Source organism: Providencia sp. CIM-Carb-044, assembly GCF_033901115.1.
In the GTDB taxonomy this organism is placed as follows: domain Bacteria; phylum Pseudomonadota; class Gammaproteobacteria; order Enterobacterales; family Enterobacteriaceae; genus Providencia; species Providencia hangzhouensis.
This window is the reverse complement of the sequence record NZ_JAXADV010000004.1, coordinates 146262-162912: the sequence shown is the minus strand read 5'-3', so window position 1 is coordinate 162912 and position 16651 is coordinate 146262. Positions and strand designations below refer to the sequence as shown.

General features: G+C 39.8%; 15 protein-coding genes. 9 read left to right on the top strand and 6 right to left on the bottom strand.

Annotation, left to right across the window (positions count from 1 at the left end; genetic code table 11):
• Window positions 1-7: 7 nt before the first annotated feature.
• The 3 genes from SJ312_RS10250 to SJ312_RS10240 all read right to left on the bottom strand — a co-directional run bounded on the left by SJ312_RS10250 (window position 8) and on the right by SJ312_RS10240 (window position 1797).
• Window positions 8-691: a hypothetical protein gene (locus tag SJ312_RS10250; protein ID WP_096864798.1), complete on the bottom strand. Its 684-nt coding sequence runs from the start codon at window positions 689-691 to the stop codon at window positions 8-10.
• A 94-nt stretch (window positions 692-785) separates the two neighbouring features.
• Window positions 786-1394 carry a common pilus major fimbrillin subunit EcpA gene (ecpA, locus tag SJ312_RS10245; RefSeq protein WP_004905392.1) on the bottom strand — a complete coding sequence of 203 codons (609 nt, stop codon included), beginning with the start codon at window positions 1392-1394 and terminating at the stop codon, window positions 786-788.
• A 97-nt stretch (window positions 1395-1491) separates the two neighbouring features.
• Window positions 1492-1797, bottom strand: a complete 306-nt coding sequence (locus tag SJ312_RS10240; protein WP_004905391.1) for a helix-turn-helix domain-containing protein — start codon at window positions 1795-1797, stop codon at window positions 1492-1494.
• Between the two features lie 1722 nt (window positions 1798-3519).
• Here SJ312_RS10240 and tkt point away from each other — a divergent pair.
• The 4 genes from tkt (at window position 3520) to fbaA (ending at window position 9238) form a co-directional block, all read left to right on the top strand.
• Complete coding sequence (gene tkt / locus SJ312_RS10235; RefSeq protein WP_165879144.1) at window positions 3520-5514, top strand: transketolase; 1995 nt, start codon at window positions 3520-3522, stop codon at window positions 5512-5514.
• Window positions 5515-5826: 312 nt separating this feature from the next.
• Window positions 5827-6846: an erythrose-4-phosphate dehydrogenase gene (epd, locus tag SJ312_RS10230; protein ID WP_319867594.1), complete on the top strand. Its 1020-nt coding sequence runs from the start codon at window positions 5827-5829 to the stop codon at window positions 6844-6846.
• A gap of 92 nt (window positions 6847-6938) precedes the next feature.
• Window positions 6939-8102 (top strand): phosphoglycerate kinase, encoded by a 1164-nt coding sequence (gene pgk, locus SJ312_RS10225; protein ID WP_004905385.1) that lies wholly within the window; start codon window positions 6939-6941, stop codon window positions 8100-8102.
• A 59-nt stretch (window positions 8103-8161) separates the two neighbouring features.
• The gene (gene fbaA / locus SJ312_RS10220; RefSeq protein WP_094962157.1) at window positions 8162-9238 is read left to right on the top strand and encodes a class II fructose-bisphosphate aldolase; all 1077 of its coding nucleotides are present in this window, start codon (window positions 8162-8164) and stop codon (window positions 9236-9238) included.
• A 65-nt stretch (window positions 9239-9303) separates the two neighbouring features.
• Here fbaA and SJ312_RS10215 read toward each other — a convergent pair whose 3' ends face one another.
• On the bottom strand, window positions 9304-10185 hold the full coding sequence (locus SJ312_RS10215; protein ID WP_110592383.1) for a LysR family transcriptional regulator: 882 nt from the start codon (window positions 10183-10185) through the stop codon (window positions 9304-9306).
• Between the two features lie 281 nt (window positions 10186-10466).
• Here SJ312_RS10215 and SJ312_RS10210 point away from each other — a divergent pair, with 281 nt between their 5' ends.
• Together SJ312_RS10210 and SJ312_RS10205 are read left to right on the top strand one after the other, a co-directional pair.
• Window positions 10467-11687, top strand: a complete 1221-nt coding sequence (locus tag SJ312_RS10210) for a sodium/glutamate symporter (protein WP_262960661.1) — start codon at window positions 10467-10469, stop codon at window positions 11685-11687.
• 54 nt (window positions 11688-11741) lie between these two features.
• Window positions 11742-12707 carry an agmatinase gene (locus tag SJ312_RS10205; protein ID WP_094962160.1) on the top strand — a complete coding sequence of 322 codons (966 nt, stop codon included), beginning with the start codon at window positions 11742-11744 and terminating at the stop codon, window positions 12705-12707.
• 57 nt (window positions 12708-12764) lie between these two features.
• Here the strand turns inward: SJ312_RS10205 and SJ312_RS10200 are convergent, their stop codons facing one another.
• Both SJ312_RS10200 and SJ312_RS10195 read right to left on the bottom strand, forming a co-directional pair.
• On the bottom strand, window positions 12765-13115 hold the full coding sequence (locus SJ312_RS10200) for a DUF4440 domain-containing protein (RefSeq protein ID WP_165879170.1): 351 nt from the start codon (window positions 13113-13115) through the stop codon (window positions 12765-12767).
• Window positions 13115-13972 carry a LysR substrate-binding domain-containing protein gene (locus tag SJ312_RS10195; RefSeq protein WP_272574843.1) on the bottom strand — a complete coding sequence of 286 codons (858 nt, stop codon included), beginning with the start codon at window positions 13970-13972 and terminating at the stop codon, window positions 13115-13117. The genes SJ312_RS10200 and SJ312_RS10195 overlap by 1 nt, the downstream gene beginning before the upstream one ends.
• Window positions 13973-14056: 84 nt before the next feature.
• Between SJ312_RS10195 and SJ312_RS10190 the strand changes: the two genes are divergently transcribed.
• From SJ312_RS10190 to SJ312_RS10180, 3 genes are read left to right on the top strand one after another with little or no spacing between them, the layout of a single operon-like run.
• Window positions 14057-14743 carry an ankyrin repeat domain-containing protein gene (locus SJ312_RS10190; RefSeq protein ID WP_153673733.1) on the top strand — a complete coding sequence of 229 codons (687 nt, stop codon included), beginning with the start codon at window positions 14057-14059 and terminating at the stop codon, window positions 14741-14743.
• A complete protein-coding gene (locus tag SJ312_RS10185) occupies window positions 14743-15210 on the top strand; it encodes a nucleoside deaminase (RefSeq protein WP_004905373.1) in 468 nt (155 codons plus the stop codon). Before SJ312_RS10190 ends, SJ312_RS10185 begins: the two co-directional genes overlap by 1 nt.
• Complete coding sequence (locus SJ312_RS10180; RefSeq protein WP_319867591.1) at window positions 15207-16388, top strand: cyanate transporter; 1182 nt, start codon at window positions 15207-15209, stop codon at window positions 16386-16388. Before SJ312_RS10185 ends, SJ312_RS10180 begins: the two co-directional genes overlap by 4 nt.
• Window positions 16389-16651: the final 263 nt, after the last annotated feature.

The following is a 16651-nucleotide window of genomic DNA, read 5'->3' as shown; positions in this document are numbered from 1 at the left end:
TTCTTAATTATTTGACAACAATGAACTCTCCTTTGTGCCAAATACCTACGCTTGATTTTTTATTTGTGACATCGACAAATTGTAATTTGACGGCTAAGTTTGGCATGAGGTAATAACGCTCGCGACAAATACCATCCACTCCATATTTTTGTTTTTCTGCTAAACAAGGGCCTGAAGCCACTACACGGAAGGTGCTATTTCCAGTATTTGAAACTTGGGCATTAGTATATTTATAATTAAAGTTTTCAATTCTTGGTGCGACAACAAGAATTGTGCTAATTGTTGCTGATGTTGTTGCTGATGCCGATTTCGCACTTTGTGTAACACCACTCTCGCCAATAGGATCATCTTTCCAATTTAATCGATAGTAACGTTCTTTATTATCTTTTGGGCCTTGATAAATTATCTTAAATATATCTTTTGCATGCCCTGGAAGAATTAAATTAGCGGGTGTTGATAATATTTCATTAGGATCAGTAACTGTAATTACTTTTCCAGTATCAAGTGGTGAATCTATTTTTTCTATCGTTAAATTTACCAATCTTGCTGTATCTACTGTGTTTTCAATTTCTTTAGATAAGGTGTCTTCATTCGATGATATTATTTCAGTAATATTTCCCACGTTGACAGCAAAACTGCTTTTTAATGGTAACCATGATAATAAAATTAATGCTAATGTTATCTTTTTCATAATCGTAAATTTCAAAAATGAATGACGATAAAGATATTATTTCCCTATAGTATCTTTATCGTAATATTTAGTTATCTAATAAGGGGATATTGAATTAAGGAGCTGGCGTGAAATCACCGTCCCAAGTTGCAGTAAATTGAACTTTCACATCACCATCCCATGTACCATCAGTCAGTGCTTTAAAGTCAGTCGCTGCACCATCAGCTTCAGCGCCAGCAATAACAAAGGTGAATTCACCGCGATCTGCTGCACGCTCAGAGCCATTATAGATGCCATCAGCCGCTAAATTGTCTAAACCAGAAGTTAAACCGGTTGATGTATCAATTAATACTAAATCATTATTTTTAGTCAAATCTTCGCCATTCCATTTAACCCCAACAGTTAATTTAGAATCGTCAGTTGTTCTTGCTAATGTATTAGCAATAATTTTTGACGCTAATTTAAAATCTGTTGCACCAGCTTGGCCTTGAATAGCGATATCAAATGCTCCATTCTGTTGGTTAAAGCTTTTTTGGCCTTCGGCATAATTAAAAGTTAAACTTCTTAATGGAGTTACAACTAACATACTTGTCGTGTCTTTAATTGCAGTCGCTTGCCATGTTGCTGTTGCTTGAGCGGTACGTGTATCTGCATTTGCAGCTGTAGCAAAAGAAGCTGCGATAATTGTTGATAACAATACAGAAGCCATTTTTTTATTTAACATACTAATCTCTCTTTTTATATTGATAGAAAACAATAGTAAAATTAGTTATTTAATTTTTACATATTGATATGGTTTTATTGAATTTAAAATAGAATATTTAAATGTCTTTCATGCTGTTTAGTAATATTTCGATTGTTTTTTTACTTAAATTTATATTGTTTCTTTTATTTTCTTCAGAGAAACAATCAATATAGTAAATCATTTCAATCCATCTTTTGTCTAAAACGGTTAATATTTCATTTAATTGATCTAGCGATAATGAACTGCTACCAGTTTCATAGCGAGATACCTGTTGTTGGCTAATGTTAATTAATTCTGCCAACTGTTTTCCTGTCATGTTTTTTTCTTTGCGTGATTTTCGTAAATAATTTCCTACATGACTACTAATTATATTAGCTTTCATTTTTTCAGCCTCTAATATTAATAGATCTATTTATATGATATTCGTTAGCTCACTCACTCGCTTGCTTAATTGAGTGTTATAATAAATACATTAAAAAAAGAGTAAATGGCAGGATTTCTATTAAAGATTTACTTTTAATAGGTTTTTTCTATTAATTCTGTTTTTTTTAGCATTATCTAATTAAAAAATATCTTCTCACCAGTTTAATTGGTTAAAAATACACTTAATAGTGTTGAAATTAGGGAGATCAATAAAAAAATACACCAAATAAGCGTAAAATTATTATAATTGTTAACAAATGTATATTTAATTAAGAAGCATAAAGAATCTACATTGAAAGTTACAATTTATTACAATTAAAGGGTGGGAAGAATTTAGAATAAAGGCAGGAAACCAGTTATATTGGTAAAATTATAATTTGTAATGTGTTTTTAGCCCTCTTATTTATTAATAACTCAACTAACTAGTTTAATGTGTATGATGTTAAAATTACACTTTGCTAACTAGATATATGATATGACATCAGTGTCTAGTAGGTTGATACTATAGTATCAACTTTTTAATATCATGACCCTATTGTGGCACATGGGGTTTAGACCTGAAATTTCGTCTTACAGGCCAATTTATTTTCTATAGTCTCATCAGGTATTTTACCAGTGAAAATAGAATCAGCGATAGGTTACTACGTTCTCTAGTGCCCCTTATTTTAATTTCAGCAATATCAATTATGATGTCTTTATCTGTGGATGTCGTGTGCTATAGAAATAATAATGGGAAAGCTTCCTCTTTGTAATTAGGTCACTAAATGAATATAGGTTTTGTAGTGCCTAATACTATACACGTTTGTTCTAAAAGCAATTCTTCACTTAGAGATTCGCTAATTATTACTTAATAAGTTAGATATACCGATTTACCTAACCGCTAATTAAGATTGCACTGCGGGCTTTTGAAAGCCACTTTTATTCAAAACTATACATATAAGAACTGTGATCTGTATAGGAATTTCTGTTGTAAAAACGTTGGTTGTTAGAAGTGCACGCACTATCTATATATGATGAGCAATCTAGATAAGCTTTGCAGAATAGCTTATCTAGATTATTTTGAACGATTCTTATTTTCTCCTTGTTAGGTGTGGAGATAGACCATTCTATAGGCTATAGGCAACTGCGATTAGCCAGTAATATTTATTGCTACTGTTTTTTCAATTCATGTTACTTCTATTTATTTCTAATCATTGGAAGGGTTGGATATTTGACTTAATCTAAACAAAAATATTCGGGCATATTGAGGCTTTTTTTTGTCTAAAACTTTGCCAATTATCACTAATGTGGCAGCTAAATGCGCTAGATGCATAAATCACCTTGATCCCAGACACTGAACTCAGGTTTAATAAGGTTAGTCACTTGCGCAAAAATGTAAGCATTAAGGGATATTTTGCGCAATGGAATGGATTCAGCTTTGCGGCAGTTCAATTTATTAGCGATCTGCTGCCATGAACATAGCAAATATTGCGGTATGGGTAGAATTGGGTTACTTTCAATCGCTCTATTCGTGAAATGCTCAGTTTGTTGTCGATGTGTTGTGGCTCCTTAGATAAGGAGACCGATGGCGATACCTCGGTAAATTGATACTTTCATGTTGCAGCGAAATTAAAGTAGCACTATCCGTATTGCGTTGTAAAAATTGGTTTAAGTACGTTTTTATCCTACCTGGAGTATACTGATGACGACTCGTAAAACCCTTGCTAATGCTATCCGCTTTCTAAGTATGGATGCGGTTCAAAAAGCAAAATCAGGGCATCCTGGCGCGCCAATGGGCATGGCTGATATTGCTGAAGTACTGTGGCGTGACCATATGAATCATAACCCAGCTGACCCACACTGGGCAGATCGTGACCGTTTTGTACTGTCAAACGGCCATGGCTCAATGTTGATTTATAGCTTACTGCACCTCACTGGTTATGACTTATCTATTGAAGAGTTAAAAAATTTCCGCCAATTACACTCTAAAACACCGGGCCACCCAGAATATGGCTATACTCCAGGTGTTGAAACAACAACCGGTCCTTTAGGTCAAGGCATTGCAAATGCAGTGGGTTTTGCGATTGCAGAACGTACATTAGCAGCGCAATTTAACCGCCCTAACCATCACGTTGTTGACCACCACACTTATGTGTTCATGGGTGATGGTTGTATGATGGAAGGTATCTCGCACGAAGCGTGTTCTTTAGCGGGTACACTGAAATTAAATAAACTGATCGCATTCTATGATGACAACGGTATCTCTATTGATGGTGAAGTTGAAGGTTGGTTTACTGACGATACCGCTGCACGTTTCGAATCTTACGGTTGGCATGTTATCCGTGATATCGACGGCCATGATGCATCACAGATCAACGCGGCAGTGAATGAAGCGAAAAGCCAAACTGATAAACCAACACTGATTATGTGTAAAACTATTATTGGTTTTGGTTCACCAAACAAAGCGGGTTCTGAGTCTGTTCACGGTGCGCCTTTAGGTGATGCTGAAATTGCAGCAACTCGTGAAGCTCTGGGGTGGAGCTACGGCCCATTCGAAATTCCTAAAGATATCTATGAAGCTTGGGATGCTCGTACTGCAGGTAAAGAAAAACAAAGCGCATGGGATAAAAAATTCGCCGCGTATGCAGCGCAATTCCCTGAACTAGCTGCGGAATTCACTCGTCGTATGAATGGTGAATTACCTGCTAACTTTGACGCGGATGCAAAACAATTTGTTGAAAATCTGCAACAAAACCCAGCAAATATCGCAAGCCGTAAAGCATCACAAAATGCATTAGAAGCATTTGGTAAAGTATTACCTGAATTTATGGGCGGTTCTGCGGACTTAGCGCCAAGTAACTTAACCATGTGGTCAGGCTCCAAAGCACTGAACGTAGACCCAGCGGGTAACTACATTCACTATGGTGTTCGTGAATTTGGTATGTCAGCTATCATGAACGGTATTGCGTTACATGGCGGTTTCATTCCTTACGGTGCGACATTCCTGATGTTCGTTGAATACGCACGTAATGCGGTTCGTATGGCAGCACTGATGAAAGTGCGTAGCATCTTTGTTTATACTCACGACTCTATTGGTCTGGGTGAAGATGGCCCAACTCACCAACCGGTTGAGCAACTGGCAAGTCTGCGTGTGACACCAAATGTCAGCACATGGCGCCCTTGTGACCAAGTTGAATCTGCTGTGGCGTGGAAATATGCTATCGAACGTAAAGATGGCCCAAGCGCATTAATCTTCTCTCGTCAAAATTTAGAGCAACAACCTCGTACTGCTGAGCAATTAGCCAATATTGAGAAAGGGGCTTACATTCTGAAAGATTGCGCAGGCACGCCTGAGTTAATCTTTATTGCGACAGGTTCTGAAGTGGAACTGGCCGTTAAAGCGGCTGAGCAATTAACATCAGAAGGCCGTAAGGTCCGTGTTGTTTCTATGCCATCAACCGATGCATTTGATAAACAAGATGCGGCATACCGCGAAGCTGTTTTACCTGCCAATGTGACAGCACGTGTTGCTATCGAAGCGGGTATTGCAGATTACTGGTTCAAGTACACTGGTTTAAACGGTGCCATCATCGGTATGCATACCTTTGGTGAATCTGCTCCAGCCGAAGTTCTGTTTAAAGAATTCGGTATTACAGTAGAGAAAGCGGTTGAAGCTGCGAAATCTTTACTGAAATAAAATAAGAAGGAATGAGCCCCGAATTTTGGTTCTCATTTCTAATTATCTTGCTGAACAACGCCTAGTGATAAGCTAGGCGTTGTTTTTTTGTGCACCAATATAGGATTTTCTATTGCGTTCTGTAAATATATCCCTTAATCTAACCTTAGATAAGCTGAACCGTTTCAGTTGCGTGTTGCTGAATGAAAATATTTTTTAAAAATGTCGGTTGAAGCACACTTTTGATGTTTGACAGCTAAAATGAGCAGTAGAGTTGGTGTGAGTCAGTTATCCTTAGCAACCGTGTGATTTTGCTCAGATACAAGGTGTAGAATGGCAATCAGGGTAGCAATAAACGGCTTTGGCCGCATTGGTCGAAGTGTTCTAAGAGCGTTGTATGAATCTGGCCGTCGGGCAGAGATTATCGTGGTGGCGGTTAACGAGCTTGCTGAACCTGAAGGTATTGCGCATTTGCTGAAGTATGATTCCAGCCATGGGCGTTTTGCTTGGGATGTACGGCTTAACGGAACACTTTTACAAGTTGGTGATGATAATATTCGTTTATTTCATCAACGTGAGCTGCATGAGTTGCCTTGGAAAGAGCTGGGTATTGATGTCGTTTTAGATTGCAGTGGGGCTTATGGCTCACGGGATGATGGGTTACTGCATTTAGCGGCAGGGGCGAAAAAAGTGTTATTTTCTCACCCGGGTACTGACGACCTTGATGCCACTATCGTTTATGGTGTTAACCATGAAAGCCTAACCGCTCAAGACAAGATTGTTTCCAATGCTTCTTGTACCACCAATTGTATTATTCCAATTATTAAATTACTTGATGAGGCATTTTCGATTGAATCGGGGACAGTGACGACGATTCACGCGTCAATGAATGACCAACCCGTTATCGATGCCTATCATAAAGATTTACGCAGAACTCGCGCAGCGAGTCAGTCTATCATTCCTGTTGATACCAAATTAGCCGCAGGAATTACACGAATTTTTCCGAAATTTAAAGACCACTTTGAAGCCATTTCTGTTCGTGTACCGACGACGAATGTGACAGCGATTGATTTGAGTGTTACCGTACATGACGATGTTTGTGTTGAAAAAGTCAACCAACTACTGCGAAGCGCTGCACAAGGGCATTTTCGTGGTATAGTGGACTACACAGAATTACCGCTAGTCTCGATGGATTTCAATCATGATCCACACAGTGCTATTATTGATGGTACACAAACGCGAGTCAGTGGTAAGCATTTAATTAAAACCCTGGTTTGGTGTGATAACGAATGGGGGTTTGCTAACCGGATGCTAGATACAACATTAGCAATGGCAGCGGCAGGTTTAAACTAATTGGCGACTGACAGACAGCAGGGCATGATAACTTTATTGTTTTGCACAGTCGCTGATGGAAACTTTATAGAGAATCAACGAGAGGATTCACCATGTCTGTAATTAAGATGACCGATTTAGACTTAGCGGGTAAACGCGTATTCATCCGTTCTGACTTAAACGTTCCTGTAAAAGATGGCAAAGTTACTTCTGATGCACGTATCCGTGCTTCATTACCAACAATTGAAGCTGCTCTGAAACAAGGCGCTAAAGTCATGGTCACTTCTCACCTTGGTCGCCCGACCGAAGGCGAGTACAACGAAGAGTTTTCACTGCAACCTGTTGTTGACTATCTGGCCGATAAAATGGATTACCCAGTCCGTTTAGTTAAAGACTACCTTAACGGTGTTGACATCGAAGCTGGTGAGTTAGTTGTGCTGGAAAACGTTCGCTTTAATAAAGGCGAGAAAAAAGACGACGAAACGCTGTCAAAACAATATGCGGCATTGTGTGATGTTTATGTGATGGATGCGTTTGGTACGGCTCACCGTGCACAAGCGTCAACACATGGTGTTGCTAAATTCTCTCCAGTGGCTTGTGCTGGCCCACTACTGAGTGGTGAGTTAGAAGCATTAGGTAAAGCATTAGATAACCCAGCTCGCCCAATGGTTGCGATTGTTGGTGGTTCTAAAGTGTCAACTAAACTGACTGTATTAGATTCTCTATCTAAAATTGCAGACCAGTTAATTGTTGGTGGCGGTATTGCGAATACCTTTATCGCAGCGGAAGGCAACAATGTTGGTCGCTCATTATATGAAGCAGACTTAATCCCTGAAGCGAAAAAATTACTGGCAAACTGCCAAATTCCAGTACCGACTGATGTTCGCGTTGCAACTGAGTTCTCCGAAACTGCACCTGCAACTCTGAAAGCAAGTACTGAAATTAAAGACGACGAACAAATTCTGGATTTAGGTGACGAATCTGCACAGCGTTTGGCTGAGATCCTGAAAAATGCCAAAACCATTCTTTGGAATGGCCCAGTAGGCGTGTTTGAGTTCCCTAACTTCCGTAAAGGTACTGAGATCGTTGCAAAAGCGATTGCTGATAGCGACGCATTCTCTATCGCTGGTGGTGGTGACACCCTAGCGGCTATCGATTTATTCGACATTGCTGACAAAATTTCATATATCTCTACTGGTGGCGGTGCTTTCCTTGAGTTCGTTGAAGGCAAAAAGCTCCCTGCCGTTGTGATGCTAGAAGAACGTGCTAAAGCGTAATTAATTGTTCATACACAACAGGCAGCGTAGGCTGCCTGTTTACCACAGGACCTTTTCACATGTCTAAAATTTTTGATTTTGTTAAACCGGGTGTTCTTACTGGTGATGATGTACAGAAAGTTTTCGCAGTTGCTAAAGAAAATAACTTTGCATTGCCAGCGGTGAACTGTGTTGGTACGGATTCAATTAACGCCGTACTTGAAGCGGCCGCTAAAGTTCGTGCTCCAGTTATTGTTCAGTTTTCTAATGGCGGTGCTGCATTTATCGCAGGTAAAGGCCTGAAAGCTGAAGGCCAACAAGCTGCAATTTTAGGTGCGATCTCTGGTGCTTATCATGTACACCAAATGGCTGAGCACTATGGTGTTCCTGTTATTCTGCATACTGACCACTGTGCGAAGAAATTACTGCCATGGATCGATGGCCTGTTAGATGCAGGTGAAAAACACTACGCAAAAACCGGTAAACCACTGTTCTCTTCTCACATGATTGACCTGTCAGAAGAAACACTGGAAGAAAACATCGAAATCTGTGCTAAATATTTAGCGCGTATGGCTAAAATCGATATGACTCTGGAAATCGAACTAGGCTGTACTGGTGGTGAAGAAGACGGTGTTGATAACACAGGTATGGACAGTTCTGAGCTGTATACTCAACCAGAAGATGTTGCATATGCATACGAAAAACTGAATGCAGTAAGCCCGCGTTTCACTATCGCGGCTTCTTTCGGTAACGTTCACGGTGTTTATAAACCAGGTAACGTTCAGTTAACGCCAAAAATCCTGCGTAATTCACAAGACTACGTTTCAGAAAAATATAACCTGCCACACAACAGCTTAGACTTCGTATTCCACGGTGGTTCTGGCTCAAGTGCTGCTGAAATCAAAGAAGCAGTTAGCTACGGTGTTATCAAAATGAACATCGATACTGATACTCAGTGGGCAACTTGGGATGGTATTTTACAGTACTACAAAAAGAACGAAGGCTATCTGCAAGGTCAGTTAGGTAACCCAGAAGGTGCGGATAAACCTAACAAAAAATACTATGACCCACGTGTGTGGCTGCGTAAAGCACAAGATTCAATGGTTGTTCGTTTAGAACAAGCATTCAAAGAACTGAACTGTGTTGATGTACTGTAATTAACGCGCATTAAGTTTTTTGTGATTAATCCCCTAGTAAGGTAACTTGCTGGGGGATTTTTTGATCATGTAGATACTGGTGCTTTACTTAATTGTGAAAGTAGTTTTAAAAACAGCGCTTCACTTTGTGTTAGCGGTTTACTCGCCTCGGTGATTGCACATATGCGGTTATGAAAGACAGGGGAGTCGCTCATTTCTATGAGTGAATGGCGGAAATTAATATGTGAGGCATAGTTTTCCGGTAAAATACCCACATAGTGGCCTGAAGCGATAAAGGTGGCTACAGCCTCAAGGCCGGCGGCTTCAGGGCCTCGGCTAAATTCACCCGATGCTAAAATACTTTCAGTGAATGGGTGTGGCCGATAAACTAATGCTAGATTATGTTTGTTGTTGGCGGTATTGGCAGAAACATAAAGTTTATGGTTTTCTATAAATAAGAATTGATAATTATAACGGTTATTTTCGTGATATTGCCCGCGAATACCGATTTGAATTGTTCTGTCACTAAGCGCTTTATTTAATTGATTATGGTTGAGGATGCTTAGCTCTAATTTAACATTAGGCGCCTCTTGGGTAAATTGAGCAATAGTGGCTGATAGATGACAGAGTGGATCCGTTAATATATGTTCAATAACACCAATAACTAATGTTCCAGATAAAATCCCATGGCGTTCATCGACTTCAGTTTTGATATTATCTAATGCTTTCAAAGCAGTATTGGCTTTTTCGATAACAAATAAACCTGACTCAGTTAGCTTAAAACCAGAAGGGCCTCTTTCACACAATTGGACACCGAGTTTTTCTTCAATTTCACGGATATGGCGGCTTATTGATGCTTTTGACATATTTAGTTTTTTTTCTGCAATGGTAAAGCCACCAGCTTCTGCAACGGAAGTAAAAACACGTAATGATTTTAAGTCTTTTTCAGTTAATTTTTTATTATGCATATTTATACCTATTACGTGAAATCAATCACTAAATGCTAATCTATCTTATTTTTTATTGGGATACAAATAGCATAATTAATACTATTTTATTTTAATTATTAAAATTGTTTTTATTTGTATAAAAGGTTTCATTTTATGAAACCATAGGATCAAAAATATCACTTTTATTCCTAGCGGATACGTATATCTTAAAGTTGTAGTTGTTAATAGATTATTACCAAAGTGGCGCCACAAAATAATAATTAATCCAAATATATATAAATACAAAAGGATTCTAATTTATGGTCACAGATGAATTATTAACAATAAAATTAGATATGATTACATTTACAGCATTAGGGGCCTTATTATTAATTGCTAGTAATGTAATCATAAAGAAATTTCCATTTTTTATGAAATATTCAATTCCTAGTCCGGTGATCGGCGGGTTTATGTTTTCTATTGTAATGTGGTTAGCTTATCAATTTAATATTGTTGAGCTTAATTTTGATAACACATTATATGACTTATCGATGTATATATTTTTCGTCACAATAGGTTTAATGACAGGTGTTAAATTATTAGTGAGTGGTGGAAAAATATTGCTAATTTATATGGTGATTTGCTGGGGGCTGGCATTTATGCAAAATGGCGTCAGCATTGGTTTATCATATGTTTTAGATATTGAGCCACTAGTTGCTATGATGGCAGGCCAAGCCTCGATGCAAGGTGGTCATGGTATGGCGGCATCTTTAGCACCGCTGATTGAGTCCTTTGGTCACGACCAAGCCCTGAATGTTGGGTTAGCGGCTTCGACTTTTGGTTTGATTGCAGGGTCAATTCTAGGAGGGCCTGTTGGGAACTGGTTGATCCAAAGAAATAAATTAAAAATTGAAACTGACCATGTTGATTTGGAAAATTTAGCGGAAAGTAACGATACCGAAGATAAAATTACGGCTCAACAATGTATTATTACAGGAGCAGTTATTTTAAGCATACTCGCTATCGGAATGCCGACAGCAAAATGGATAAGTACAGTAACAGGGTTTACTATTCCTGGACATATTTTTAGTTTGTTTGTTGGTGTTATATTTCATTCAATCAATGAAAGAAAACCAATAATTAAAATATCTCGCAATACAGTAGTATTAATTTCTACTTTATCACTAGAAATGTTTTTAGTGATGGCTATGATGAAATTAAAACTTTGGGAACTATATGAGTTAGCATTACCACTAACGATTATATTAATATCTCAGGTTATTACAACAATATTAGTTGCCATATTTGTTGTTTATCGCGCATTAGGTAAAAACTATGATGCTGCTGTTATGTCCGCTGGTTTTATTGGACATGGTTTAGGTGCAACACCAAATGGCTTAGTGGTTATGGACGCTATTTGTAATAAATATGGTTTATTCTCACGAAAGGCATTCATTATTATACCAATCGCCGGAACAGTATTAACGGATATTGTTGGTGTCCCTCTATTTGTATTCCTAGCTAACACATTTGGTGGCTAAGAAATAAAAAAACAACAGAAGAAAGAAAACTAAATCTAAGAAGGAATAGTTTGTATGAAAAAATTAACGACACCCCCACATGTTGGCCATAAAACATTTTTATATTCAGAATTAGTGACTGAATTGACCAACATTGAAGCGGATATTGCCATACTAGGGATGCCATTTAGTTCAGCTTATAGTGCTCATGCATTTACCAACGACCAATCTCGTGCTCCACAATATTTACGTGATATGAGTGACCGAATTGTTAGGCATCCAGATCATTATGATTTTGATATTGATGGGCCACTACTCCAAGGCCGTAAAGATATTAAATTTGTTGACTGTGGTGATGTTATTCCTGATTTATCAAAGCCTTTGGGGGAGCACCATCAGCGTGCAGCTGAGGCAATTCGACAGTTATTAAGAGCTAAAGCACTTCCCATTGTTTTAGGGGGCGATCATGGGATCACAACGCCTATTTTGCAGGGATTTGATGAAGTAGGACCGATTACACTTGTGCATATTGATGCACATTTAGATTGGCGTGAAGAGGTTAATGGGGTGGATACCGGCCTTTCAAGCCCGATCCGCCGCGCTTCTGAAATGAAGCATATAGGTGAAATTTTCCAAATTGGTTTACGTGCACAAGGTAGCGGACGCCCTGCGGATTACCAAGCGGCTAAAGACCATGGTGCGCATGTTATTCCGGCCTATGAACTGCATGAGGTTGGCATGCAAGCCATTTTAGACCGCATTCCAGATAATTCGAACTACTATATTAGTATTGATGCCGATGGTATTGACCCGAGTATCATGCCTGGAGTTGATGGCCCGGCTCCTGGTGGGGTGACTTATTTGCAAGCTCGTAGCCTAATTCACGGTTTAGTGAAAAAAGGTCGCGTTGTTGGTATGGATATCGTTGAAATTACACCCGCAAAAGATATTCCCTCTAAGCTAACTGGGGTGACTGCTGGGCGTTTTGTTGTGAATTTAATTGGAGCATCCATTCGCGCAGGCTATTTTAATAAGAAATAACGCAGCCAATTAATGTTGTGCTAACAATAAAGTGGGAGATACATTTCCACTTTATTGTTAATTTGCAGGTGTCCCTTGATGAAACCTTAATTGCCATTGGTTTGCTGAATTTTTTAGCCAAATAGATGAGCGGTTAGTTAGCTTGGTTTTATCCCCATCTTGCTGTTCAAAACTGATATAAGTCATCAACACCGTATTATCACTCAATTGCGAACAGTGGAAATTTTCGGCGTAAATCGTTTTAGCTGTTTCATTAGCCAATGACGCTAAGGTATCGAGTTTATCGGTTGAAAAGCCAGAACGACCAAATTCAAAAAAATCCTCATGTAATATCTCGCGAAGAAAATCGCTATTCTGTCGGTTAGTACTGTTATGTAATTTTTTTTCTAATTCAATCAGTTTATTCATCACTCGCGTGCCCCCAATTGTTGTGCCAGTTTCTCAGCGAGTTGAGTCACCGTATCCGAAGTATTTGCTTGGAAATGCATCGCAATTTCCATTTCTTGAGCAGCAGGGAAACCTTCTTCTTCTGTTAAAATTCGATGTTGAGGAAGTTTTGCTCGTAAAGGTAATAAACTAACACCTAACCCATCTGCGATAGCACTTTGAATACCTGCAAGGCTAGAACAAGTATAAGTTATGTGCCAAGGGCGCTGTTCACTATCTAATAATTTGAACATATCATTACGGTAGAGACCGTTTTCAGGAAAAACCACCAAAGGTACTGAATCATTACTTAAACGTTTATATTGGTTGCTTGTTAGCCAGCACAAAGGCTCCGGCCAATGGTAATCACTTTTAAATTCCCCTTTTTTCTGTTTCACAATAATTAAATCTAATTCGCCATGTTGGTAGCGCTGATGAAGTTGTCGGCTTAGGCCACTCGTGACTTCTAACCGCAGATTGGGGTTAGCTTGCATAAATGCGGCCAGTGTCGGCGTGACTTGGTCAGAAGCGAGGTCTTCAGGAAAACCGAGCCGAATAGTTTGAATGACGGCATTGCCAGTGATTTTCATAAAGAAGGTATCATTGAGCGCCAATATATTTTTTGCATAACTCAACAAAACTTCACCAGTTTCGGTTAAGGTTAGTATGCGGTGCCCTCGGACAAATAAAGGCTGACCGACTAAAGCTTCTAGCCGTTGAATTTGCTGGCTCAATGTTGATTGTGTTGAATTTAAATGCTGTGAAGCCACGGTGAAATTCCCTGTTTCAGCAACAGTGACAAAGGTTTTTAACAAAACAAGATTGAGCAATGGATTCATTTTATAAATACCAGTCATTTAGTTATTTAATTTTTAAATAGCATACTTTTTCAGTAGATTAAAGGGTCATAGGGGAGATTAATCATGAAAACATTCTTTTTACGTGCAAAATGGTTGGTTCACTTAGCTAGCATTCTTATGATTTCATTGATATTTATGGGGAAAGGTATGGCAAACCCACAAGCTAACTCTTTGGTATCATTGGCTGAGCAAGGTAACTTACAAGGTGTTAAGTCCTTAGCTGAGCAAGGTGTGGATATTGAACAGCGCGATTCACGCCAACGTACTGCGTTGATGGCGGCAACCCATGAAAACCATCTTGAAGTTGCCCGTTTTTTGATTGAGCAAGGTGCGGACGTTAATGCACGGGATAATATGCAAGATTCCCCTTATTTGTACGCAGGGGCGCGTGGTTTGCAAGAGATACTAATATTGACTCTACAACATGGCGCTGATTTAAAAAGTACCAATCGCTACGGGGGAACTGCTTTGATCCCTGCGGCAGAACGTGGACATGTTGCAACGGTTAAAACCTTGATTGATGCGGGTGTTGATGTCAATCATGTTAATCGATTGGGTTGGACGGCACTAATTGAAGCGATTATTTTGGGTGATGGTAGCGATAAGTATGCACAAATTGTCACTGAATTAATCAAAGGTGGCGCAGATGTTAACTTAGCTGATGGTTCGGGGATATCACCGCTGACGTTGGCAAAAAGTAAAGGTTACCGTAACTTGATTGAAATTCTTGAGAATTCAGGAGCGAAATAATGTCGGATACGCAATTTTTACAACAAGCTATCAACTTAGCAATGGAAAACGTGCGAGCTGGCGGGCGGCCTTTTGGCGCAATTGTTGTCTGTGATGGGCAGGTTGTTGCGAGTGGCGTTAATCAAATGCTTGAGCTCAATGATCCAACCGCCCATGCGGAGCTGATGGCATTGCGTCAAGCAGGGCAAAAATTAAGCCGCGTGAAATTAGATGACTGTGTGGTTTATGCAAGTGGGCAGCCTTGCCCCATGTGCCTTGCAGCCATACGAATGGCAGGCATCTCTCGGGTTGTCTACGCCTATTCAAACGATGATGCCGCACCTTTTGGGCTTTCTACGGATGCGATTGCAAAAGCGCTGAGGGTCATTCCTGAGCAGCAATCAGGTTTACGGTTTGAGCAACTAAAACCCAATGATGAAACGCGCAGTACACTGTACCAACAGTGGTGGGAACGGCAATCTAAATGAGTAAAGCGGCACCATCTTCGCTGGCGTTAGTACTGACCATTGTTTTAGTCGGGGTGAACTTACGCCCCTTTATGACGGGCCCAGGGCCTGTTATCGACAATATCATTCAAACGACAGGGATGAGTTATCAAAGCATTTCGCTTTTAACATTGTTACCCATGTTATTGATGGGGGGTGGCGCATTGGTTGTACCAATGCTAAACCAACGAATAGGTGAACGTGCGGGTATCAGTAGCGCAATGCTATTACTGCTGGTCGGTTCACTCGCTCGTTACTTTGTGGTTGATGGTGCAGCTTTATTATTAACCGCTTTTTTATGTGGAGTGGGTGCGGCTTATATCCAGTCGGTATTTCCTGGGCTCATCAAAGCGAATTTCCCCCAAAAAATGGCGATGATGACAGGATTATATTCAGCCACGTTAATGGCAGGGGGAGCTATTGGCGCACAGATCACGCCTTTGGTTGAAGAAATGACAGGCCATTGGCAGAGTGCCTTAGCATGGCTTGCTTTCCCTGCTTTGTTGGCGCTGTTGGCTATTTGGGCGAATGTACACACGGAGCGGGGCTCAAAAGCAGAGCAGGTCTCAGTGTTGACGTTCTTACGAAGACCGAGAGCATGGTTGTTGATGGCAGGTTTTGGGCTGATTAATGCGGGTTATGGCACTGTAGTGACTTGGCTAGCGCCTTTTTTCCAAGAACAGGGAATGAGTGCTGCACAAAGTGGCACTTTTGTTGCCATATTAACGGTGTTTCAGGCGTTATCTGCACTCATGATCCCCGTGTTTGCTTCGCATAATATTGATCGTCGTTTTTGGCTGATTGTCACGCTCAGTTGCCAAGCTCTTGGTTTTTCTGGGTTGATGCTGTTTGCCAGCGATGTGCCACTTTTATGGGTCGCGTTATTAGGTATGGGGCTAGGCGGCTGCTTTGCATTAAGTATTATTACAGCTTTAGATCATTTGCCTCATCCCGTTAGCGCAGGCGCATTGACTTCGTTGATGCAGGCTGGAGGATTTATTATTGCAGCCTTTGGGCCATTATGCGCCGCGTGGATACAGCAATTGAGCCAAAGTTTTACATGGGTATGGGCAATGCATGTGATTTTTGTATTAGTAACATTGATTCTTTATTTGCGTTTGAACCCTAAAAGCTACAGTCAAATCTTCAATTTAAAATAATTAATTTTCTCTTTATTTATTGCGAATGATAATCATTGTTATCTTGGTGTTTTTTTGTCACTATCACTGTTTATTTATTCGTCTAGGTAAGAGCCCTATGCAGCAGCGTATCGAAGATAAATTCACACAAGCGCATTCAGCCCGTGAAGAGCACTCTGCTGGTGAGTTTATTCTGGCGGTTTTATATTGGGGGCGTTAATTGCCTTTATAGCGTTGCTAATGACATTCTCACATTACCGTTATGTGCAAAGATTAGAAGCAGA

Coding starts and splice junctions, on each gene's coding strand:
- SJ312_RS10190 (WP_153673733.1), top strand. CDS start 14,057: ATGAAAACATTCTTTTTACGTGCAAAATGGTTGGTTCACTTAGCTAGC.
- pgk (WP_004905385.1), top strand. CDS start 6,939: ATGTCTGTAATTAAGATGACCGATTTAGACTTAGCGGGTAAACGCGTA.
- SJ312_RS10205 (WP_094962160.1), top strand. CDS start 11,742: ATGAAAAAATTAACGACACCCCCACATGTTGGCCATAAAACATTTTTA.
- SJ312_RS10215 (WP_110592383.1), bottom strand. CDS start 10,185: ATGCATAATAAAAAATTAACTGAAAAAGACTTAAAATCATTACGTGTT.
- epd (WP_319867594.1), top strand. CDS start 5,827: ATGGCAATCAGGGTAGCAATAAACGGCTTTGGCCGCATTGGTCGAAGT.
- SJ312_RS10210 (WP_262960661.1), top strand. CDS start 10,467: ATGGTCACAGATGAATTATTAACAATAAAATTAGATATGATTACATTT.
- tkt (WP_165879144.1), top strand. CDS start 3,520: ATGACGACTCGTAAAACCCTTGCTAATGCTATCCGCTTTCTAAGTATG.
- SJ312_RS10200 (WP_165879170.1), bottom strand. CDS start 13,115: ATGAATAAACTGATTGAATTAGAAAAAAAATTACATAACAGTACTAAC.
- SJ312_RS10180 (WP_319867591.1), top strand. CDS start 15,207: ATGAGTAAAGCGGCACCATCTTCGCTGGCGTTAGTACTGACCATTGTT.
- fbaA (WP_094962157.1), top strand. CDS start 8,162: ATGTCTAAAATTTTTGATTTTGTTAAACCGGGTGTTCTTACTGGTGAT.
- ecpA (WP_004905392.1), bottom strand. CDS start 1,394: ATGTTAAATAAAAAAATGGCTTCTGTATTGTTATCAACAATTATCGCA.
- SJ312_RS10195 (WP_272574843.1), bottom strand. CDS start 13,972: ATGAATCCATTGCTCAATCTTGTTTTGTTAAAAACCTTTGTCACTGTT.
- SJ312_RS10250 (WP_096864798.1), bottom strand. CDS start 691: ATGAAAAAGATAACATTAGCATTAATTTTATTATCATGGTTACCATTA.
- SJ312_RS10185 (WP_004905373.1), top strand. CDS start 14,743: ATGTCGGATACGCAATTTTTACAACAAGCTATCAACTTAGCAATGGAA.
- SJ312_RS10240 (WP_004905391.1), bottom strand. CDS start 1,797: ATGAAAGCTAATATAATTAGTAGTCATGTAGGAAATTATTTACGAAAA.